This window comes from Wolbachia endosymbiont of Aedes aegypti (assembly GCF_021496215.1).
In the GTDB taxonomy this organism is placed as follows: Bacteria; Pseudomonadota; Alphaproteobacteria; order Rickettsiales; family Anaplasmataceae; genus Wolbachia; species Wolbachia pipientis.
In genome coordinates this window covers 296,437-318,971 of sequence record NZ_CP090902.1, presented here as the reverse complement: position 1 = coordinate 318,971, position 22,535 = coordinate 296,437, and the positions used below count along the sequence as shown (strand labels likewise).

General features: G+C 34.7%; 16 protein-coding genes, 1 tRNA gene and 2 pseudogenes. 13 read left to right on the top strand and 6 right to left on the bottom strand.

All coding sequences use genetic code 11. The features are described 5' to 3' along the window. Nucleotides 1-242: 242 nt before the first annotated feature. The 3 genes from L0Z58_RS01655 to L0Z58_RS01645 all read left to right on the top strand — a co-directional run bounded on the left by L0Z58_RS01655 (nt 243) and on the right by L0Z58_RS01645 (nt 3,670). Nucleotides 243-2,720, top strand: coding sequence for a coiled-coil domain-containing protein (locus tag L0Z58_RS01655; RefSeq protein WP_010962522.1), 2,478 nt, complete (start codon nt 243-245; stop codon nt 2,718-2,720). Nucleotides 2,721-2,832: 112 nt separating this feature from the next. Next, on the top strand, nt 2,833-3,096 hold the full coding sequence (gene infA / locus L0Z58_RS01650) for a translation initiation factor IF-1 (RefSeq protein WP_007550159.1): 264 nt from the start codon (nt 2,833-2,835) through the stop codon (nt 3,094-3,096). Beyond that, the gene (locus L0Z58_RS01645) at nt 3,074-3,670 is read left to right on the top strand and encodes a Maf family nucleotide pyrophosphatase (RefSeq protein ID WP_010082554.1); all 597 of its coding nucleotides are present in this window, start codon (nt 3,074-3,076) and stop codon (nt 3,668-3,670) included. The genes infA and L0Z58_RS01645 overlap by 23 nt, the downstream gene beginning before the upstream one ends. On the opposite strand, the gene L0Z58_RS01640 is transcribed toward L0Z58_RS01645, so the two are convergent. The 3 genes from L0Z58_RS01640 to L0Z58_RS01630 all read right to left on the bottom strand — a co-directional run bounded on the left by L0Z58_RS01640 (nt 3,662) and on the right by L0Z58_RS01630 (nt 8,030). Then, nucleotides 3,662-6,340: a hypothetical protein gene (locus tag L0Z58_RS01640; protein WP_010962521.1), complete on the bottom strand. Its 2,679-nt coding sequence runs from the start codon at nt 6,338-6,340 to the stop codon at nt 3,662-3,664. The two genes, L0Z58_RS01645 and L0Z58_RS01640, sit on opposite strands and share 9 nt — an antisense overlap. Before the next feature lie 152 nt (nt 6,341-6,492). Further along, on the bottom strand, nt 6,493-6,651 hold the full coding sequence (locus tag L0Z58_RS01635; protein WP_010962520.1) for a hypothetical protein: 159 nt from the start codon (nt 6,649-6,651) through the stop codon (nt 6,493-6,495). Nucleotides 6,652-6,686: 35 nt separating this feature from the next. Beyond that, nucleotides 6,687-8,030 (bottom strand): alanine:cation symporter family protein, encoded by a 1,344-nt coding sequence (locus tag L0Z58_RS01630; protein WP_010962519.1) that lies wholly within the window; start codon nt 8,028-8,030, stop codon nt 6,687-6,689. A gap of 375 nt (nt 8,031-8,405) precedes the next feature. Between L0Z58_RS01630 and L0Z58_RS07015 the strand changes: the two are divergent. The 4 genes and pseudogenes from L0Z58_RS07015 to lpdA all read left to right on the top strand — a co-directional run bounded on the left by L0Z58_RS07015 (nt 8,406) and on the right by lpdA (nt 13,090). Next, nucleotides 8,406-9,346, top strand: a pseudogene (locus tag L0Z58_RS07015) (IS5 family transposase). A 64-nt stretch (nt 9,347-9,410) separates the two neighbouring features. Then, a protein-coding gene (locus L0Z58_RS01610) for an IS5-like element ISWpi1 family transposase (protein ID WP_099606204.1) occupies nt 9,411-10,243 on the top strand; the annotation gives its coding sequence in 2 pieces (ribosomal slippage) (nt 9,411-9,780 and nt 9,780-10,243; 834 coding nt in all). 483 nt (nt 10,244-10,726) lie between these two features. Next, nucleotides 10,727-11,641: pseudogene (locus L0Z58_RS07010) on the top strand (IS110 family transposase). Between the two features lie 75 nt (nt 11,642-11,716). After that, nucleotides 11,717-13,090, top strand: a complete 1,374-nt coding sequence (gene lpdA, locus L0Z58_RS01595) for a dihydrolipoyl dehydrogenase (RefSeq protein WP_010962518.1) — start codon at nt 11,717-11,719, stop codon at nt 13,088-13,090. 5 nt (nt 13,091-13,095) lie between these two features. On the opposite strand, the gene L0Z58_RS01590 is transcribed toward lpdA, so the two are convergent. Beyond that, nucleotides 13,096-13,488: a hypothetical protein gene (locus L0Z58_RS01590; protein WP_006279962.1), complete on the bottom strand. Its 393-nt coding sequence runs from the start codon at nt 13,486-13,488 to the stop codon at nt 13,096-13,098. 69 nt (nt 13,489-13,557) lie between these two features. Between L0Z58_RS01590 and murG the strand changes: the two genes are divergently transcribed. Further along, nucleotides 13,558-14,589 carry an undecaprenyldiphospho-muramoylpentapeptide beta-N-acetylglucosaminyltransferase gene (gene murG, locus L0Z58_RS01585; protein ID WP_007549072.1) on the top strand — a complete coding sequence of 344 codons (1,032 nt, stop codon included), beginning with the start codon at nt 13,558-13,560 and terminating at the stop codon, nt 14,587-14,589. Here the strand turns inward: murG and gshB are convergent. Together gshB and L0Z58_RS01575 are read right to left on the bottom strand one after the other, a co-directional pair. After that, on the bottom strand, nt 14,574-15,503 hold the full coding sequence (gshB, locus tag L0Z58_RS01580) for a glutathione synthase (protein WP_010962516.1): 930 nt from the start codon (nt 15,501-15,503) through the stop codon (nt 14,574-14,576). The genes murG and gshB overlap by 16 nt on opposite strands. Nucleotides 15,504-15,563: 60 nt before the next feature. Next, entirely contained in the window at nt 15,564-16,160 is a 597-nt protein-coding gene (locus L0Z58_RS01575) for a BON domain-containing protein (RefSeq protein WP_010962515.1), read from the bottom strand. A 140-nt stretch (nt 16,161-16,300) separates the two neighbouring features. Between L0Z58_RS01575 and L0Z58_RS01570 the strand changes: the two genes are divergently transcribed. The 5 genes from L0Z58_RS01570 to lon all read left to right on the top strand — a co-directional run bounded on the left by L0Z58_RS01570 (nt 16,301) and on the right by lon (nt 22,259). After that, nucleotides 16,301-16,382 (top strand) — tRNA-Leu (locus L0Z58_RS01570). 158 nt (nt 16,383-16,540) lie between these two features. Then, a complete protein-coding gene (gene tig / locus L0Z58_RS01565) occupies nt 16,541-17,875 on the top strand; it encodes a trigger factor (RefSeq protein WP_010962514.1) in 1,335 nt (444 codons plus the stop codon). An 11-nt stretch (nt 17,876-17,886) separates the two neighbouring features. Next, nucleotides 17,887-18,513 (top strand): ATP-dependent Clp endopeptidase proteolytic subunit ClpP, encoded by a 627-nt coding sequence (gene clpP, locus L0Z58_RS01560; protein ID WP_010962513.1) that lies wholly within the window; start codon nt 17,887-17,889, stop codon nt 18,511-18,513. After that, nucleotides 18,513-19,790 (top strand): ATP-dependent Clp protease ATP-binding subunit ClpX, encoded by a 1,278-nt coding sequence (clpX, locus tag L0Z58_RS01555; RefSeq protein ID WP_010962512.1) that lies wholly within the window; start codon nt 18,513-18,515, stop codon nt 19,788-19,790. The genes clpP and clpX overlap by 1 nt, the downstream gene beginning before the upstream one ends. Before the next feature lie 15 nt (nt 19,791-19,805). Further along, on the top strand, nt 19,806-22,259 hold the full coding sequence (gene lon / locus L0Z58_RS01550) for an endopeptidase La (RefSeq protein WP_010962511.1): 2,454 nt from the start codon (nt 19,806-19,808) through the stop codon (nt 22,257-22,259). The last annotated feature ends 276 nt before the right edge of the window (nt 22,260-22,535 follow it).

Here is a 22,535-nt window from a genome sequence, read left to right as displayed (position 1 = left end):
TACTAACTCTTATCTAATAAAAAAAATACTTGTGTAACTTCGAATAGTCTATTATGCAAGACAACAGTATAAACATGTAGTAAGAAATGTATAATGAAAAATAAAAGCTCAAGTTTAACACTTGCAGTTATTTTTACACAATTAAGTAATCATAAAAGTTAGTGTAGGGCGAGGTTATACAGTTTGATTTCTTTTAATATATGTTAATTGGTATAATATAAATATAGTTAAGGAGGTGTATTATGATTGGAAGTTTGGCTAAAGAAGAAAAAACAGCAGAGGCAGGAAAAACAGGTGATCAACTTGAAAAGTGTATTGGACCAACTTCACTGAATAGGGAGGTTTATTACTCTACGCTTATCTACTATACATTAAAAGAGTTATATTCACAATTAGGTGATATCTCTTATGCTAATAAAACAAGATCAGAAAAAGAAATAATCAATTTTTATGTTCTACCTCAATTTGCACGTTTTAAAGAAATTATTGATGAAGATATAAAAAAAGATCCTTCGTTTGCAAATTCTGCTATTGTAAAGTTTTGCTCCTCAATTATAAAAAATAACAAATTACTTAAAGAATTAGAAGAAGTTAGTATTCCTGCCAAAAACTCTAGTGTAAAGGCAAGGGTAAGCTTTCAACTAAAAAATCTGAAAGAAAAGGTGTGGTTCTTAGGAAAACTAAAGGAAAAAAAGAATTTCACTTACGTGCAGAGGGCTTTTGGGGATAAGTGGAGTTTTTATGACCTAATAAATGATGGAGATTTAAAAAAAACGTACATAGATAAAGCAGTAACAGAGTCTGCTAATAAGAGCTTTAAGGAAGATATAGATAAATGCATAAAGTTGGCAGAGCAGGGAAAAGAAGCTGCAAGTAAATATCTTGGAGAGAAAGGCGTAGAGTTTCGAGCTTATTACACAGAAACTGATAACACTCATAGAGTTTTGAATATCAATCTTATTAATTACAATAGAAGTGAGCAAACCAGGATTAGTGACATTTTACAGCAAGAGAAAGATATTAAAGAGCTGAATATCTATTGCAATAAAAAACATGAAATACACTCTCATCGGAAAGGTAAGGAAAGATATTATGAATTTAAAGAGGGCGCATATTATGAAATGAAAAGCACTTGGCCTGTAAAGGATGGATCCGAAATGTGTACCATGATTATGAATGTGAGTAGCGATGGCATAACTGAAGTACTAAAATTTAATGATGAAGATTTTGTGCTATCGGATGAGATCTTAGAATTAATAAAGCAAAACGATGAATTATATATTCAAGGTCTCTCCTTATATGATGCTGTACTAGAAAAAGGTAAGGCTGCTGATGTTGTACCTACTGCTAATAATAATTTTCAAAATGAGTCTATAGCGGCCTATCGCGAGGAACCAGAGGGGGAATTAGACCCTAAAGTTGATGCTGACAATAGCCTTCCTCCTTCTATTAATAGCAATGCATCAACTCAAACGGAAGTCAATTTACAACACACTGAAACTCAAACAGAAGTTGCTTCACAACAAATCGAAACTAAAACGGAAGTCAATTTACAGCACACTGGAACTCAGACAGAATTTGCTTCACAACAAATGGATGAATTGATTTTAAATAATCAGATGCTGTCCGAAAAAAACGTTGAATTGAAGCAAGAAATGTCAAATTTGAAAAAAGAAGCTGTTGAATTGAAGCAAAAAATAGAAGCAGGGTTGCAAGTGATAAATAAAAAGCACCATGAATTAATACAAGAAAATCAGCGACTACAGGAGAAACTAGAAACAACCCAAGCAGAAGCTAATCAAACAATTGTAAAGTTAGAGAAGCAGAATAGCAATTTACAAGACAGGTTTGAAAAAGAGGAGCAAAAAAACACGGAATTGCAAACTGAACTGGCACAAAAAAATGAAGAATTAGCAGGTGTGTTAAAAGAGCTACAAGGGAAAGCACAAGAACTTAAAGGTGTATATGAAGAAAAAAGAAAGCTAAAGGAAGAGCTGAAAATTGTTAATGCAGGAAAGAAGAATTTGGAAAAAGAGCTAAATCAAGCACGAGAAGATGCGGAACAGATAATGGTTGAACGACGCCAGCAGAAAGAGCGCTTGAAAGATCAGCTAAGAGAATTAGATCAGGAATATAAGGTACAAGTAGAAATTGAGCAAAAGATTAAAGAATCAGATAGGCAGGATAGCGATTTACAAGATACACTTGGAGAAGAGAGACTAAAACTCAACATTGAAGAACTAGAAAACGAGTACGAGGAATTTCCAGGAGATAAGGTGCTTACACTTAAACTCACTAAAGATGAAGATAAAGTCGAAGAGTTAAGAAACGAGCTAGAGCGTGAGAAAGAAAAGTGTAAACAATTATTAGAAGAAGAAAATGAATGGGGTGATGAATTGGTAGGAATGCTTGATGGACTGGAAGAAAAAATTCGTGCTGATGAACAAAGGAGCTTCAACAATCAATTAACGGGAGAAATTTCTAATGAGTCTGGTAATGCTCCACGACAGAAGAAAAGGTTATCCAAATCTTCAAGCGTTGATAATGAGTCTTATGTTCCACTGAGAGAGAAGACAACATTACTCAGATCTTTAAGCGTTGATAGTGGACTTGATAGCGATGAAGAAAATTGTGATAATGATTTATCTTTCAACATAAGTCCTATAAGTTCTATTGAGAAGGTGGCAGAGAGTAGAAACGTAGGTAGGGTATCATTGTGAAGATGGTTGGGGTTAAGTTGCAACTTAAGTGGGGCGCAAAAGGTCTTTTGTGTTGATAATAATTTAAAATCTATAGTAGACTAAAAAAGATTATTAAATTATAATATAACATATGATAAAAGACGAGAAATCGAAAACAATTTTTGAAGTGGAAGGGGCAGTAACTGCTTTACTACCTGCAGCAGAATTTAGAGTGAAACTGGACAATGAACATGAGATTATCTGTCATGTATCAGGGAAAGTGAGAAGAAGTAAAATACGCATCATTATAGGGGATAGGGTGTTAGTTGAGATGAGCATTTACGATAGGAATGCGAGAAAGGGTAGGATCATTAGAAGGCTTAAAGGTACAAGTGACAGAACGATCTCTAAATAATCTTATTCTTGCTTCATCATCGAAAAGGCGTATAGCTTTACTAAAACAAATAAACATTGAGCCAGGTTTAATTTTGCCAGCAGATATAGATGAAGCCCCTTTAAAAAAGGAACTTCCGAAGGATTACTCAATCCGTATGGCAAAAAGTAAAGCTGAGAAAATACAAAGTTTAAATCCAAATTATTTTGTGCTTGGTGTTGATACAGTTGTTGCTTGTGGTAGAAGGATATTGCTCAAAGCTGAAAACGTTGAGCAAGCAGAAAAATGTATCCGCTTGTTATCAGGAAGAAGGCATAGAGTATACACCAGTGTATGTCTATTAACTCCCGATCAATCTAAACAACATATCAGGACTGTGGTGACAATAGTGAAATTTAAACGTCTCAGTGAACAAGAAATTAAGTATTATTTAGCATCAGAAGAGTGGAAAAATAGGGCGGGGGGATGCAATATACAAGGCCTAGCTGGAGTGTTCGTATTGTTCTTACGCGGCTCCTACTCTTCCGTTATAGGGTTACCATTACATGAAACCTATTGTTTGCTAAGCAATTATTTTAACTTCAATTTATATTGAAATACCTTTATTAGTATCTTTTTTTTGTTGTGACTCAGCAACCTGTTTAGCCCAATCTAGTGGTCTTTTATTTCTGTTAGCTAATGCAATTCTATTGCGATCATAACCATCAGTGTGTTCTGTTAAAGTATCTCCTCTTTCTTCTTCTATTACTCCAGCTTTCAGTTGTGCTTCATCTTTCTCTAGTAATTTATATAGTTCGCTATTTTTATCTACAGTTGGATTAGTGTCATTATTTTCTCGTTCTGCCACTGTTTTTTCTAACCACTTACGTATAGGGTCATATTGTTTACCTTCTCCTATCTTTTCTAAAATGTTTTCTGAGAATGAATCTTTAGGAATATTTTCTTTAGTAGCCTGTTGTGCCGGTTCTCTTAACCCTTTATCCGGGTTTCCCAATGCTCCTTTTAACTCACTCGTATCTCCGATTTCTTTTGGTTCAATGTTTTCTAAGCTCTTCTTTAACTGTTCAGGATTTACTTGAGATTGTTCATTATTGTCATGAGTTGGAGATGAATAGCCCGAATCGTTTGCTTTTATGTCTGTTGAGCTGTCTTTTAGCAACCCAACTTCTCTCAAGCGTTTTTTAGTTTCTTCGCTAATCTGACTCTGATCAGCTGATTTTAACCCGAGATTTTCTTGACCTAATGTATTTTTAAGTTCTTCAAATAGAGTTAGATTACTTTGTCTAATATGTTCTTCTAATTTCCTTCCTACCTGTTTTAAATCTGTTTGAGATTTACTATCACTATTAGTTGGAGATATATAGCCTGAATCACTTATACTATTTGGTGTTGAAGCAGAGACACTAATAGTTGGACCTTCCACTATTTTTACATCTGCTAAATCGTCTTTTTGCAATCCATCTTCTTTATCTTGTGACAGTTTATCAGTAGGATCAACTTGCCTTAATCCTCTATTATCCTGCTGTGATCTATCTCTGATTTCTTTAAGAAGATTTTCAGGTGGAGTTTGATCACTTTGTTCAATGTTCTCTAAGCTCTTCTCTAACTGTTCAGGATTTACTTGAGATTGTTCATTATTGTCATGAGTTGGAGATGAATAGCCCGAGTCACTTTTATTATTGAGTGCTGTAGCAGAGAGCGGCTGTTCACTTTCTTTCCACTTAGCATCACTAGCATCTTGGTTATCACTATTATCTGGAGAAGATGAATAAGGAATTATGTCCTTTAATGTCTCTAACGGTGATGGGTTATTTTTTCTACTTCCTGCAATTGATGCTTTTCTATCATCAACATCAATGTGCCGTAAGTTGTTTTTCTTGAAATTTCTGATGTCTTGTAACAGATCGCCTTTGCTATTTCCTTCTTGTTGCTGGGTTTTAGGTTGTTGCTGATCATTAGGTGTTTGCTCACTTCTATCTGGTTTTTGGCTTCCAGGTACAGCATGTCCAAATGTAGGATTGTCATACCGTTCATCTTCTTGCCTATTATCTTGATTGTGGCTTACAGACTTGGTGAAAGTAGAACTATCTGAAGAATCAGAAGTTGCACCTTTTTGCTGATTATTAGGTGTTTGCTCATTTTCGCGCAAGTCATCTGGTTTTTGGCTTCCAGATTTGGCTCCCCCTTGCTCATCGAAAACACCTTTTTTAGGTGGTAGTGAACTAGTTCTAGGTGGAAGTGGCGGAGGAGTTTTTTTGTTCTGAGGATTCTCCTCAAAAAGCGATTGTAGGTTATAAACTTGACCTCCCGAATTTGCTTCTCGTGCTGCTTGTCTAAGCTCACGCTTTTCTTTAGCCTCCTGAGAATTAATTTTATCGTCAAAATCTTTTCCAATTCCGCTATCGTAAGACTGCCTTCTGCTGTTAGATTGTAGTCCAAAATGTGAATGGTGGTCTTCTTTTTTTTGAGTTATATCAGTAGCTTGAACGCTAACACCTCTATTAACATCAATTCTTGTTGTAGTTTCAGATGATAGCTCGTTACTGTCTTTATTATGTTGCATCTCATTCGCTTTTCCTTGTCCTTTCTCCCTGAATTGTATTTCATGCAAGAATAAACCACCTATTTTTACATCTCTGTTTACTTCTAACCGTTCTAGAGAAAAATCATCACCTTTAACAAGGTCTACACCGTTAGCATCAATCTTAATTTTGATCTTACATTCCTTCCCCTCCGCATACCACTTTAAAGTCATTTCATATGAACCATCAGTTACGACATAATGTCTTATTTTTTTCCCTTCTTCCTCGGCAACAAAACCATGCATTCCGCTCTTTCCATCACTATGCAATGTTGAAAATCCCGAGATTTCATTCTTCTCACAAAAATCACTGTTTAAAAATTCGCTGATTTTAAACTCTTTTTTGTTATTTCCCAGCGTAATACTTGCGTGATTACCGTATATTGAAACTCCTGCAACATCATCAACATACTCTTTCAACCTTTCTTTAACTTCACTTTCAAGGTCTTGTCCAGCTTTCTTTGTCTTGTCGCATTTCTGAAGAATAACTCCATATGCTTTATCTTTGTTTTCTTCTTCGTCCCAATTCCAGTTGGCGTGTTTTGTTAAAAACTTTACTGTGTTAAAATCAACTCTAGCATTATAAATTGGGTCGTCTTCCTTTTTTATTTTATCAAATAAAGGAAAAATTTCTTGAATGCGCTCATTATAAATGTGTTCTTGTTGTGTATCGTTAGTGCCCATATATCCCTCACTAATAACCCTCTGCCTTTAGTTCTAGCTAATACTAGCTAATATAATTATCACAAGCATTGGTTGAATTTTTATTAAGGAAGGTTGTGTTACTAATGTGATGACACAAGCTATTTTATGGTAACATCAAACGATTTAAGTTGTCATTCCAGTCTGGAATCCAGCCTTTCACGAACCCCATCAAAAATGTTGTGTTTTAACATAAGATTAGCTACTTTTATGCTCACTAACTTAGTGCCAATCAAGATTCCTGGATCCCAGTGTCTGGGCACTGGGATGACATCCTTCTTGACGGAAATCACTCTTATATCACAACAGCTGCATAGCCTAAATTGCTTTAGCTATAGCTCTGTTTTTGCAACTTCAAATATCTGCTACTCATAGTAAACACTTCTGGATCTTGAGAGGTTAGCTTGAGTATAGCGAGTATGTTGATAAACAACAAAGCAGCAATCGAGATATCAGCAACATCCCATAGCAACCGGACTTTACCTATCGCACCAAGCGGAATGATCATGGTAAAAATTACAATCCAGATTTTAGTGTATTTATTATCCATAGACACATAGCGTATTGTCTGTTTTGAGCAAAAAAACCAAGTAAAAATAGTAGTAAAGGCAAAACAAAACATTATGGCCATAATTAAATAGTCAATATAGGGCCAATTCATAGCTTTTCTAAAAGCAAATATGCACATGTTAGTACTCTCTAAATCAGTGACCCAAGAATCTGTGACAAGCAGTACCATTGTTGTAATAAACACTATGAATGCAACTATAAAAGGCGATATTATTGTGATTAGGCTCTGTTCAATAATAAATTTATTATTATTTTTCTTAGGAACAATTGAAGAATGTACGATTCCTTCGAGGCCAAGCCCTATATCTGTTGCAAAAATACCTCGCAAAGTTCCAACTTGAATAATAGTCAACATTTCTAAAATCAAACCTAGAGATAAACCAGAGTTAAAGCTACTAGTTGTAAAAAAACTGCTTGTTATTAGTTTTAGAGAAGGAAGAATATTTTCACTAAATTTAAATAATATGATACCGCAAAGTGTGAGGTAACTTACCGTCATTATCGGTATCATAGCCGATATAAAAATTTTAATTTTTTTTAAGCTGAGAGCTGCAATAACAAAAAATATTATGGCCATTACAATGCCACCAACAACTACAGGCACATCTATCATATTAAGTGGTATTGATAGAGAATTTACCTGAACAAGGTTACCAACTGTTATTGAAACCATCATCATGATAACTAGAAAGACAATTGTGGCCTTCCTAGAGTTAAACGCATCAGTCATGTAGGCTACAGGGCCACCTATAAACCGTTCGTTCTTTTCCTTTCTGGTTTTTATACTTAGATAACAAGTGACATATTTTATCACAGAAGTGATAACAATAATTATTGCCATCCATAAAATAGAGCCCGGTCCTCCGGTTTTTAGAGCAACAGCAGTTCCTGAAATATTTCCTACTCCTAAATTTCCCCCTAAAATTGTAAACAGAGCGGCTATAGAAGAAAATTTATTTTCTCCTTTTTTAGCTCCAAGGAGTGAAAGGGCGTATGGTAATCTAAATACCTGTAGCCATTTTAGTTTAATCGATAGGTAAACACCAGCAACTAGCATGAGTAATATTGTTGGCAGTAATAAAACAAACTTTACTGTATCCATCTGTAAAAGTGAGATTTTTATTTGAGTATACAACAAAAATTGAAAATACCTAACCTATTTTCTATGTATGACTTCGTTTCCGTCATTCTAGAAACCTTTTCTTGTCATCCAAGTAGCGTGACACATAACTGTACGAACATTGTAATATGGTACAATGTTAAGACGATGTCATTCCAGTGCTTGACACTGGAATCCAGCTTTTAATGCAACCCCTCACCAAAAATATTGTGTTTTAATATAAGGTTAGCTACTTTTATACTCACCAACTTAGTGTCCAATCTGGATCTCAGTGAGCTTTGTTGCATAGCAGCAGAAAAATTAGTGATTACTGACAAAATTCATTATAAATAGCGATTTAACTGTTGAAGAAAAAATATGCCACAAAAAATGAGGGTCAGTAACCATAGCGAATATAACAAATTTCTAGAAAAAAGAGGAAATATTTTTCATTATATCAACGAAGCCATAGAAAAGTGGTACGAGAATGGTCCAAAAATACCAGGTGGCAACAATATTTATAGCGATAAAGTTGTAATTTTGGTGCACATAATAACTTGTTTATTTAGAATAGGCCTGAGGCAAACAGTTGGGTTTATAGCAGGATACCTTGAGCAAATTGGGAAAAATTTGCAAGTTATCAGCTATTCACAATCATCAAGAAGGTTTAAGAAACTCAATATTAAGATCAATGATTGCAGAAAATAATATGGAAGATATCGAAATTGCTATAGACAGTACAGGAATTAGTATATACAACAACACTCCTGGTCATAGCAAAGAAAATAGCGAAGATAGAAAGTATCGCAGCTATGAACAGACAAGAAAATTGCATGTAATGTTGAATACAAACAGCAAAAAAGCCATAGCTGTGAAATACAGTAACGGCTGATCACTATGGAGCTTGTGATTTGCTAAAAGAAGTCGATTTTCAGTATGTCATAAAAGTACTATATGCAGATAGGGCATATGACAGAGAAAAGCTCTATAAGCTGTGTAATCAATATGGTATAAAAACGAAAATTCCTCCGAAAAACAACGCAACAGAGCATCCAAAGTTAGACTATATGGCTGAGAGAAATTCTGCAGTCAAGCTCATAAAGTCATATGATGAAGATGGTATAAAGAAGTGGAAAAAAGAGATGAGTTATGGAAAAAGATCTGATATAGAAGGTTTTTTCTCGCGATTAAAAAAGACATTTGGATTTAGTTTTAGGAACAAATCTGAAATGAATCGTGAGAGGGAACTGCTACTCAAATGTTATTTGCTTAACAAATTTACTGAAATAGGCATGGCTAAATTTGAGATAGCTTCATAAATTTAGAGGTTGTCCGGAAACAAGTAAAAGGCTATAATATCTGAAATTTTAGTACGGGGTAAAGATGAGAAAAAAGTATCCAACAGATCTAAGCGAAAGGGAATGGTCAAGAATAGAAAAACACTTCAGAGTATCATACAAGAAAGGAGGAAGGCCGCCAAAGTATAGCAAAAGAGAAATATTAGAAGCAATTTTCTATGTATTGCGTACAGGGTGTCAATGGCGGTATTTACCAAATGATTTTCCGCTATGGAAGACTGTGTATGAGCAGTTCAGGCAATGGAAGAAGCAGGGAATTTTTGAGAAAATGAATTATGAAATTACAAAATATAGTAGAAGAAAAATAGGAAGGAATGAGCAGCCGAGTGCCTGTATAGTAGATAGTCAATCTGTAAAGACTACAGAAAAGGGGGGATCAAAGGCTATGATGGAAGTAAAAAAGTAAAGGGTAGAAAAAGGCATATAATTACAGACACTCAGGGTTTTATACTAGGTTGTTACGTAGGCGCTGCTAACGAAAATGATAGAGATGGTATTAAAATAGCATTAAACAATATGAGAACAAAATATACTAAAGTTAAAAAAATGTGGGCTGACATGGGATACCAAGGAAGAAATTTAAAGAATCACATAAAGGAAGAATATGACATAGATATTGAAATTGTTAAAAGGCCTCCATGTAGATTTTGGGTGCACAAAGATACGCCACCTGAGCTACTACCAACAAGAGAACAAGGGTTTAAAGTACAGCCAAGAAGATGGGTTGTAGAAAGGACTTTTGCTTGGGTTAATAGGAATAGAAGGCTATCGAAGGAGTATGATTTACTCACAACATCCACTGAGAATTTCATATACCTAGCTATGAGTAGGGTTATGTTAAAGAGGGAATATGCTTGAATTTACTAGTTTCCGGACAACCTCTAATAGTATTTTCTAAAACGAATGATAAACGTCTAAAATGGTATTACCAACTAAAAGGTGTAAGTTTGTACATTGATGCATTAGAGGTCTGAGGCGACTTTTGATGGTGTGCCAACAATGCTCTATCGGATTTAGATCTTACTATTACCCACAAATATAAATGTTTGTTGCATAGCTCTTAATGGCATAACTTTTGCTTGAAATAACTGTTTATATGGTGCAATTTACAGCTTTTAGTTGCTAAAATTATAACTCTTAGTTTAATAATTTTAATCTAATAAGCTTTCAGGTTAATAAAATTAAATTATTTGAGTAAATACAATACTATGTTTTTATTTGTGGGTAATAGTAAGGCTTAAAGCAAAATGTAGTACGAACGGTAGGTGGATCTAAAGATCGAATTACAATCCTGTATACAGCATTTTGCATTATTGTTTGATTATATTTATAGGTACAAAAATGGCTAGAATAATTTTCATGGGAGTAGATGTTTCCAAGGAAGCATTGGACATCTCAATTAATGGCAAGCATAAGCGCATAGCAAACGTGAGTGATGCTATATCTAAGTATTATAGAAACAAATATAGTCGATTTACCCATCAAGTTATGTGTAAGCTGGTGGCTATGAAAAGCTCATTATAAAATTGTTGCAAGATAACTGTCCATAAAGCTCACCCGAATCGGGTATATGCATTTGCCAAAGCTTGCAATCATTTTGCAAAAACTGACAAGTTAGATGCTAAATTACTGGAAAAATACGCTGAATTTGTCAGTAAAGACGGTGAAGTAAAAGGATGTATAATTTCACAAAAGCAAGAGGAATTAAAGGAGCTGGGGGCAGTTGAGCGTAATTTAAATGATGCAATTCATGCAAACAAGTGTCGCCTGCAAAGTGCGACGGGAAAAGCTAGAGAATACATAGAAAGACAGATAGGGTTTGCTGAAAAACAATTGAAAAAAATTAGGCAAGACATAGAAGACGCAATAGCTGAATTGAAAGGAAAAAATGAGCTTTTAATCAGCTATAAAGGTATTGGATCAAAGACGGCGAGCGTTCTACTGACAGAGGTGCCTGAGCTTGGTAGATTAGAGAATAGAGAAATTGCATGCTTAGTTGGAGTTGCACCTAAAACTAGTGAAAGTGGAAGAAAAGTTGGCAAAGCTCAAATCAAAGGAGGCAGGTTTTATGCAAGGAAAGCACTATACATGTCAGCTCTTGTTGCTATGCGCCACAACAGAAAAATGAAAGCGTTTTATCAGCGTTTGGTTGATTCTGGCAAAGCTGCTAAGGTTGCATTAGTTGCTGTCATGAGAAAAATTATCGTTTGTTTAAATGCCATGATAAAAAATAACAACTTTTATCTTGACTCTTAAGACGGTAGATGACAGACCATTGATTGTATGGGTTCCATCTGTTATATATAATCTTTTTGAATACGAAGAAAACTGATGAATGAGTATGATATTACGGTTATAGGTAGCGGTCCTGGTGGTTATATAGCGGCAATTAGGGCGGCACAGCTTGGGTTTAAAACTGCAATTGTGGAAAAAGAAAAAAATTTAGGCGGTATATGCTTAAATTGGGGATGTATACCAACAAAATCACTGCTTAGAGCATCTGAGGTTTATAGGCTAATAAAAAGATCAAAAGAGTTTGGTATAGAAGTAAAGGGAGCGAATTTTGATATACAATCAATAGTGAAATACTCAAGAAACGTTGTTGATAAATTGTCAAGCGGTGTTGCATATTTGATGAAAAAAAATAATATCAAAGTTCATCAAGGTTTTGGTAAACTTGCAGGCAATGGTACTATAAAAGTCGTTAGCGATAAGGAAGAACAAGAAATTGTTTCCAAGCATATCATTTTAGCAACAGGCGTGAGGGCACGGAATCTGCCTGGAATAGAGGCAGATGGAGATTTAATATGGAATGCGCAGCACGCTATGACTCCAGAGAGATTACCAAAATCGCTACTAATTATAGGGTCTGGTGCAATTGGAATAGAATTTGCAAGTTTTTATAGTACTTTGGGGGTTGATGTAACAATCATAGAGATAAAGAGCACTATTTTGCCGCTGGAGGATAAGGACATTTCAGATTTAGCACAAGAAATATTCACAAAACAGGGGATAAAAATATATACAAACAGTAGCGTAAAAGCTCTTACTAAAAGTAAAGACTCTGCTCAAGTGCTACTAAGTAGTGGTGAGAGCAAAGAATTTGAGAGGGTGATTGTTGCGGTTGGAATTCAAGCAAATATTGAAAATATAGGTTTAGAAAATACAAAAATTAAATTAAGCCCTTCTGGCTTTATTGAAACGAATGAATGGTATGAAACTAGTGAATCAAATGTGTATGCAATAGGTGATGTAGCTGGCCCACCATGTTTAGCACATAAAGCGAGCCATGAAGCCGTGATCTGCATTGAAAAGATTGCTGGTAAAAATGCTCATGCGTTAAAAAAAGAATGCATACCAAATTGCACTTATTCTCATCCACAAATAGCGAGCATCGGCCTTACTGAGGAACAGGCAATAAAAGGTGGGTATGATATAAAAATAGGAAAATTTCACTCTAACTTTAATGGCAAATCTGTTGCACTCAGTGAAACTGAAGGGTTAGTGAAAACGATTATAGATAAAAAAACCGGAGAAATTCTGGGTAGCCACATGATAGGTGCAGAAGTAACGGAGTTAATTAGCAATTTTGCTCTTGCAAAGCAACTAGAAGGAACAGACTTCGACATAAAATCTACGATTTTTCCTCATCCAACCATTTCAGAGATGATACATGAATCAGTGCTTGCTGCAGATGTTAAATAGTTGAACTAACGTTCCATCGTTTTAGAGTTGTCAATGTCTTGAGTAGTAGTTTGATTAGGCACTTTAGTTTCAATAGATTGATTACCACCAGCATCAGAATTCTGTAACTCTTCTTTCAATCCCTTAGCTGCTTCTTTAACTTCAAGCTTTGCCTTTGGATGAAGATCTTCTGGGCCTTTTCCTTTAGTATCCAAACCTTGTTGTAGATTAGTGCTTTTCATTTTATTATGCTGCTCGTGCTCAGGTAGGTCAACGACCGAATTGAAAAGAATTTTTATTATATTTTTTAGCAGTTCTAAAAAACCTCCGCTTCTGCCTTCTCTTTGTTCTTGAGGTTTATTTTTCTCATTAGGTTCTTTTTTACTATTACTTTTAGGCATTTTTAACTCAACTATCATAACGCTTAATAAAATTCTACGTGCAAATTGTTAAATAACAGTTAACAATCTAGGATTTATTATTTACAGATGGATATTATTTTAGCAACAGGTGGCACAGGTGGGCATATCTTTCCGGCCATAGCTTTAGCAAAAGCACTAAAGACACAAGGATACAATTGCATATTATTCACTGATAAAAAAACAAATAAAAATACCGACATAGAAAGCTACACCTTACCATTACGTAGACCAAGCAGCAACAAATTTAAGTTTTTCCTTTTCTTGATATACAGCTCTATGTTAGCACTGTATCAAGTAAGAAAATTAAAACCAAAATCGGTCATTGGTTTTGGTAGCTATGCTTCTTTTCCAACTCTTCTTGCAGCAAGAGTTCTTTCTATACCTATAATTTTACATGAACAAAACACAGTTTTAGGGAGAGTAAATAGATTCTTTTTCAAGAGTGCAAAATTAATTGCAACCAGCTTTCCGGAGACTAAATATGCAGAGGGCAATAAATGTATTTTTACAGGAAATTTTGTTGATATAAAAGCACAGAGCCATTCTAGCACTGAGAAAATCCTAAATATATTGGTCATAGCAGGCAGCCAAGGTGCAAATTTTTTTGATGATGTAGTAAGCAGCGTAATTTGTGATTTACCTATTAAAATGAAAAAGAAAATTAGAGTGACGCAGCAATGTACGAAGAAAAATGTAAACAAGGTCAAAAGTCTATACAAAAGTGAAAAGATCGATTGTGAATTGAGTGAATTTTTTGATGATATGGAGAATAGACTGGCCAATGCTCACTTGGTAATTAGCAGAGCAGGAGCAACTTCAATAGCAGAGATCACTCTTGCTAGGCGTTCTGCTATATATATTCCTTACCCTTACTCAAAAGATAATCACCAATTTTATAACGCAAAATATATTGAAGACTCGAGAGCAGCTATAATAGTTAAGCAGAATAGTGAAGCAAAAAAAAATCTAACAGAGGTACTATTTGATCTATTAAATAATTCTCAAAAATTGCGTGATATGACCAATAGTACAGAAAAAACAGGGATAAAGAATGGGACTACTGAGTTTGTTAAGGTGATTGTTCACAGGTTTAGTTGATGGCTGCTTGCTTTTTCTTCAAACACGTCCCAAAGATCCTTTTCTAGCGATATATTATACAATTTATTGATATAAACTACTCCCGTGGGTGAAGTTGTGTTAATTTCGAGCAGGAAGTCATCTATAATATCAATACCAACAAATATTAGCCCTCTTTTCTTTAATTCAGGACCAATTTTGTTACATATTTCATTGTTTCTATCGTTCATTTGAGCGGGCTCAAAACTTGCTCCAAGTCGCATGTTTGTTCTGATCTCTCCACTGATTTTTGGAATTCGTTTCATTACACCAATTGGTTGGCCATAAAGTAGCAATATTCTTTTATCTTTATCTATGTTTTTACAAAATGATTGTGCAATCACAGGGCATTCGTATTTTGCTATCATGAGATCCACTACTACTTGAATACTATTCTCATCTTGTATTCTTATCACATCGTTTCCTCCATAACTATACAATGGCTTCAGAATAATATCTTGATAGTTGTAGTAGAAATCTCTAATCATTGATATATTTTCAGTAATCAAAGTTGGCGGAATTAGTTCTGGAAATAATGAAGTTATCAATTTTTCAGGACAATTTCTTATTTCTGTTGGATTGTTAATTACCAATGCGCTAGTTTTTTCTAAGATATATGTTGTTGTAATGTAACGCATATCAAAAGGTGGATCCTGTCTGATAAATATGATGTTCATTTCATTCAAGTTGATAGCTACATCTTTTTTGGAGATAAAACTAAAATCATCAACGCTGACTTGCTGAGCAAAAGCAATTGGATAGTTTAGCTTTAGTGCTAAATTATCAGGAGTATAAACAAAAATTTCATACCCCCTCCTTTGTGCTTCTTTTATTAGCGCAAATGTAGTATCAGTTTCAAAATTTATATTTTCATCCATCTGAAAGGCAATTTTCATTTATGTTCTCTACCTATTGTCACAACTGTACAAATGTTATAATTTGAAAGCGATTTTTGCCTAATGGCGTAACTTACTGTACCTGTATCGTACATAACTTACAACTTGTTTTACTCCCTTTACTTTTCTTGCAATTGCTATTACAGCTTTTAATTCCGCTTTATTTTGGGCTATACCCATCAAATAAACAACTCTATCAACCGTATTAACGCTATAATTAATTGACTTAATATTTCTTTTTCCCAGGAGTCTTGTTCTTATTTCCGCTGTTATCATGCCATCTACAGTGGTGTCTAGCATGGAAGCCATTTGAATTGGTATTACTCTTATTTCATTTATCACTTCTTTAATTTCTTTTTGCTGCCAAGCTATTTTTTCTGCTGTAAGTTGTTTTTCAGGAGTGTCAACACTTCCAATGAGCAATACTCTTCCTTCACTTACTTTAACCTTTATGGATGAAAATAGCCCATGTTTTAAGAGCCCCTTATTAATTCTGATGACCATAGTCGTATCATCAATGATATTTCCCAAGGATTTGTCCTGCATTGTTATTGCTGTTGCTGCCGCTGTAGCCACCACACCACCTATTATAAGGGTTGTGCAACCACTTTGTGTAATCAAAAAAATTGCGAGTAAGAAGCTTGTTATTAATCTCATTATTGATTTTCAGGGTTTAGAGCTTTCATTAAGAAATGTTAATAAGCTTTTTTGATTGTGTAAATACCATAAATTAAGTAAGACTTTAAACCTTGAATATTTTTAATGGAATACCTATAATAGGGTACTAAAAATTTCTTGCGGATATGGCGGAATTGGTAGACGTGCCAGGTTTAGGTCCTGGTGAGCTTGCTCGTGGGGGTTCAAGTCCCTCTATCCGCACTTTAAAGTCATGTAACTTAGGTTTTAAGGGAAAATTTATAATCACTAAATACACTTTTGTTTGTGTAAAAACCTGTTCTTAAGGATTGTGTTTAACTTAAATTCTGGTAAAATGACTCTATTAAGATATGAATTAAAATGTTAATAAATGAATTATGATGTCTAATAATATACCTCAAAATACAGTCGAAGTAAGTAGCGTATATACCTACAAAGAGCTTAGTATAGATAAACTAAAGTATGAGTATGAAATCACAGTTGGTAGTGATTATATAAAACAAAAGGTAAATTCCAGGTTGCAAGAGATAGCAGAAAATGCAAAATCACCTGGATTTAGGGCTGGAAAGATGCCCTATGACCTTGTTGTTGCAAATTATAAAAACGAGGCTTTGGAATATGTGATAAATAATACAATTGATTATTGCTCAAGTGATTTGATGAAAAAAATTGAAGTCAAGTCTCACATTTATCCTAAGGTTGATGTTATATCATTACCAGATCTGGGCAAAGAAAATGAGGAGGGCAATTTTGTATACAAGCTATCTTTTGAGTCGATGCCTGAAGTACCAGTGATAGATCTTGACAAAATAAACTTAAAGAAAATTGAAGCAAAGATTGAAGAGGAAGATATAAAAGAATTTATTGATTCCATTAAAACAAAGTTCCCCAATTTCGCCTCTGTTGATGATGCTTCTTATCAAGCGAAAGATGGGGATAAATTGATAATTGATTTTGAAGGGCGGATTAGGAATAAGCTCTTTCAAGGTGGAAGTAGCAAAAATTTTGCCGTTAATTTAGGGTCTGGCACATTTATTAATGGTTTTGAAGATCAATTAACTGGTATGAAAAAGGGAGAAACAAAGAACTTTAAGTTGAAATTTCCTGAAAATTACCAAGCCATTTCCCTTGCAGGACAGGAAGCTGATTTTTCTGTGCGAGTTAATGAGATTCAAATTGCCAAAGATTTTGAAAATGATGATGAAATAGCTAAGAGTATTGGGTTTAAAGATTATTCTTTGCTAATAAATCATGCAAAAAAAATGATTGGTGATCAGTGCACCGAAATGAGAAATCTCTTAATTAAAAAGGAGCTGTTTGATTATTTGGATGCTAATTATAGTTTTGATTTACCCACAGACATAGTAAAACAGGAGCAACAAAGAATGGAAGGAGAATTGGGTGCTCAAAATGATTCTCGTAAAGAAGCTGAAAAACGTGTAAAGCTTGCTATGTTATTTATGAAATTTAGTGCAGAACATAAAATATCATTAACTCAAAATGATGTTTTGAGTGTTATTGTAAATCAATATGTCAGTAAAGATGTGCAATTTGACAGAGTACTTAAGCATTTTGAATCAAATAAACAATTTCAAGAATTAGTTAGAGGGCAAGCGCTTGAGTATAAAGTGACAGATTATATAATAGAAAAAGTTAGTAAAGAAGAGCAGATTGTTTCTGTGAAAGAATTAAAGGAATTATTTGATAATATTTAATAGGGAAAGGTATGACTCTTATACCAATTGTAGTTGAACAAACTAGTCGCGGTGAGCGCGCTTATGACATATATTCAAGACTAGTGAAAGAAAGAATAATTTTTGTAACAGGTCCTATTGAAGACAATATGGCCAGTGTAATAGTAGCACAGCTTTTATTTTTAGAATCGGAAAATCCCAATAAAGACATTTGTATGTACATCAACTCACCAGGTGGTGTTGTAACTGCTGGTTTGTCGATCTACGATACAATGCAGTATATAAACCCAGACGTTTCAACTTTATGTATAGGTCAAGCTGCGTCTATGGGTTCTTTATTGCTTGCAGCTGGTACAAAAGGTAAGCGCTACTCTCTACCTCATTCAAGAATTATGATACATCAGCCATCTGGTGGTTATCATGGTCAAGCAACTGATATAGAAATACATGCTAATGAAATTTTGCGGGTTAAGAAAAAACTAAATCAAATTTATGAAAAACATACTGGAAATTCACTGAAGAAAATTGAAGGAATGATGGAAAGAGATAAATTCATGGATCCTGAAGAAGCAAGGAAAATTGGCTTAATTGACAGGGTGATAGCTGAGCGTACAGATATTGAAATTGAAAATATTAAAGTTAAACAAAAGGTGGGTTAATGGATAACAATAATGATTTACACTACTGTTCTTTTTGCAACAAGGCGCAAGATGAAGTAGATAAATTGATTACTAATTCTTCGGATGGTTTAAAGGTGTTTATTTGTAATGAGTGCATAGAATTATCCCATAAAGCAATAAGTCAAAAGAAAGATAGATCTTTTAATTCAGATCGTATATCTGATATGAAGCTATTACTAAAGAAACCTGAGGATATAAAAAACTTTCTCAGCAAGCATGTTGTAGGTCAAAAACACGCGCAACACGTTTTATCTGTAGCTATGTATAACCATTGTCAATCCATGGTACAATTTCATGCTATAAGTGATATTGAAATCGAGAAGTCAAATATAATGCTTATTGGTCCCACTGGTTCTGGTAAGACTTTGCTAGCCAAAACACTTGCTAAAGTTTCAGATGTGCCATTTGCTATGGCTGATGCGACAACTTTAACTGAGGCAGGTTATGTGGGTGATGATGTAGAAAGCGTGTTGTCGCGTTTATTACAAGCTGCAAATTATGACGTTGTAAAAGCACAGCGTGGTATAGTGTTTATAGATGAAATAGACAAAATTACAAGAAAATCTGAAGGCACTTCAATAACCCGTGACGTTTCAGGTGAAGGGGTCCAGCAAGCTCTGCTTAAGATTATGGAGGGTACAGTTGCTTATGTTCCGCCACAAGGAGGGCGAAAACACCCACAACAAGAGTTTATACAAGTGGATACTAGTAACATACTGTTTATTTGTGGAGGAGCTTTTGAAGGCCTCGATAAAATTATTGAAGCGAGAAAAAAGGGAACGTCAGTTGGCTTTGGAGCAGATATAAGTCAGTCTAAAGAGCAAAAGAAAAAGAATGCTTTACATGATGTTCAACCTGAAGATTTAATCAAATTCGGTTTAATACCCGAATTTGTAGGGCGGGTTCCAATAACTGCTGTTTTAGATGAGCTGGATCATGAAGATTTAATACATGTGTTGACAGAGCCAAGGAATGCACTAATAAAACAGTACAAAGCATTGCTTGCGTTTAGCAAAGTAAACCTTGAGTTTTCAGATGAAGCAATATCAGCTATTGCTAAAAAGGCTATAAGCTACAAAACAGGTGCAAGAATGTTACGTGCTATCTTGGAGTCACTTTTGCTTGACATTATGTATACATCTGGAAACGGAGGCTTTGAAGGTAGCACTATAGTAATCACTAAGAAAATGGTAGAATTAGGAAAAGCAACGGTTAATCATAATAACAATGGCAATGTTATAACGGTTAATGATTAATTTGAGGCATATATTATGAACATTGAACGTGCTGTAAGCTCTAGTTTTACTGCATTGCCAGTATTACCTTTAAGAGATGTAGTAATTTTTCCAAATATAATGGTGCCTTTATTCATAGGCAGAGAAAAATCTGTTAATGCACTAGAGTATGCAATAAGTAGTAGTAATCACCAAAATGAGATTTTTCTTGTAGCACAGAAAGATGGCTCTGTTGATAATCCAGAGCCTGAAGATCTTTATGAAGTAGGTGTGTTAGCAAGCATTGTACAACCGTTAATAAAATTACCTGACAATGCAGTAAAAGTTATAATCCGGGGGATAAGAAGGGGAAGAGTTGTAGAATATATTAGCTCTCATACTTTATTACAAGCCAGGGTAGAGTTAGACAATTATTATAAAGAAGATGAAGACAATATTGATTTAGAAGCTTTAAGGCGGTCTGTTGTAGACGCGTTCGATAGCTGGTGTAAGCTAAACAAGAAAAATCAACCCGAGGTTGCCATTAACTCCATTGATCAAATCAAAGAAGTTGATCAACTTGTAGACACGGTAGCTTCACATTTAAATATAAAAGTATCAGATAAACAAAGTATACTTGAGGCTTATGACCCAGAAGAGCGTTTAAAAAAAGCTTTTGCTTTTATTGAGAGAGAAATGAGTATTTTGAACGCACAAAACCGTTTATATAAGACAATTAAATCGCAAGTTGAAAGCACTCAGAAAGTTTACTACCTTAACGAGCAATTGAAAGCTATACAGAAAGAATTAGGCGAATTTGAGAATGGTGATGAAGGGAATATACTCAATGAATTTGAAAAAAAGATAAATGAAACAAAGCTTTCTCAGGAAGCAAGAGAGAAAGCTATAACTGATTTGAAGAGATACAAGAAAATGAATCCCATTTCTCCTGAAGCTACAGTTATATCTAGTTACTTGCATTGGTTGCTTGAGTTGCCATGGGGAAAGTACAAAGATGCAAAAATTAACTTAAATGCAGCTAAGAAAATCTTAGATGAAAATCATTATGGCATAGAGAAAGTAAAAGATAGAATAATAGAATTTTTAGCGGTATTAAAAAGAGTAAAAGAGATAAAAGGTCCTATACTTTGCTTAGTTGGACCGCCAGGTGTTGGTAAAACTTCTTTAGCTAAGTCTATGGCAAGAGCAGTAGGAAGAGATTTTGTTCGCATAGCTCTTGGTGGTGTGCGTGATGAGTCTGAGATACGAGGGCATAGGAAAACTTATATTGGCTCAATGCCTGGTAAAATCATTCAACACATGAAAAAAGCTAATTCATGCAACCCGCTTTTTCTGCTTGATGAAATAGATAAGATGGGTTCTGATTCGCGTGGCGATCCTGCGTCTGCATTACTTGAGGTTTTAGATACTGAGCACAATAAACACTTTACGGATCATCACTTGGAAGTTGAGTTTGATCTTTCAAGTGTAATGTTTGTAGCTACGGCAAACAGCTTAAATTTACCACATCCTTTGCGTGATAGGATGGAAATTATACAATTGTCCGGGTATACTGAAGATGAAAAAATCAGTATTGCTACACACCACCTTATTCCGAAGTTAAAGAAGGAGCATGGTTTGTATCAGAAGGAATGGGACATAACTAATGAGGCGTTATACGAGTTGATACGTTTATATACACGTGAAAGTGGTGTGCGGAGTATGGAAAGGGAGCTTGCAAAGCTCATGAGAAAGGCAGTTAAAGAAATATTGACTGATAAAAATAAGAAAATATCCGTAAGGGTTGACAATTTACAAGATTATTTAGGGGTACGTAAATATACCTTTGGCATTGCGGAAAATGAGAGTTTAGTAGGAATAGTAACTGGGCTCGCCTATACTGAAACAGGTGGTGATATTTTGATGATAGAATCAGTCCTAATTCCGGGCAAGGGAGAAATAAAATACACAGGAAAGCTTGGAGAGGTTATGCAAGAATCTATAAAAGCTGCGTATAGTTATATTCGATCAAATTGTTTGTTTTTTGGTATAAAGCCCGAAAAATTCCAAAATAATGATATACATTTGCATGTACCTGAGGGTGCTGTACCAAAAGATGGCCCTTCTGCTGGCGGCGCGGTATGTACGTCTATTGTTTCTCTTATGACAAATATACCAGTTAACAAAAATGTTGCTATGACAGGCGAAGTGACATTGCGTGGTAGAGTTTTAGCTATCGGGGGCTTGAGAGAAAAATTGCTTGCAGCGCTCAGAGGATCAATCAAAACTGTGATTATACCAAGTGAAAATGAGAAAGATATGCAAGAAATTCCGGCAAGCATCAAAGAAGGGATCAACGTAGTTTTTGCTAAGAATATTGATGAAGTTATGAAAGTTGCTTTAATGCACCCTACTACTCCAATTAATGGTGATGATAATCAAAATAGTGTGCCTTCCTCTATAGAAAATAAAGATGATACTTTTCCTATATCGGAAACATTGAAGCATTAGATTAAGAAAATATTATCAATCTCCATTTCTCTTTTATCCGGCAAGAATCTACCAGCTTGTGCATTCCATAAGGATATGACTTGCTTTGTTGTTATGTCATTCATATTTTTTACTTATTCTATCTCCCAGTTTTATTCAAGTAGATGATATATTATAATAGTCCTTTTCATGGAAACCTTTTCTGGTAGATTGCTTTCTAGAAAAACCTTGGTCAAGGTGCTAACTGTGGTTTATAATAATATAAATCATATCATAGTTGATTTGCGTTTATCAGAG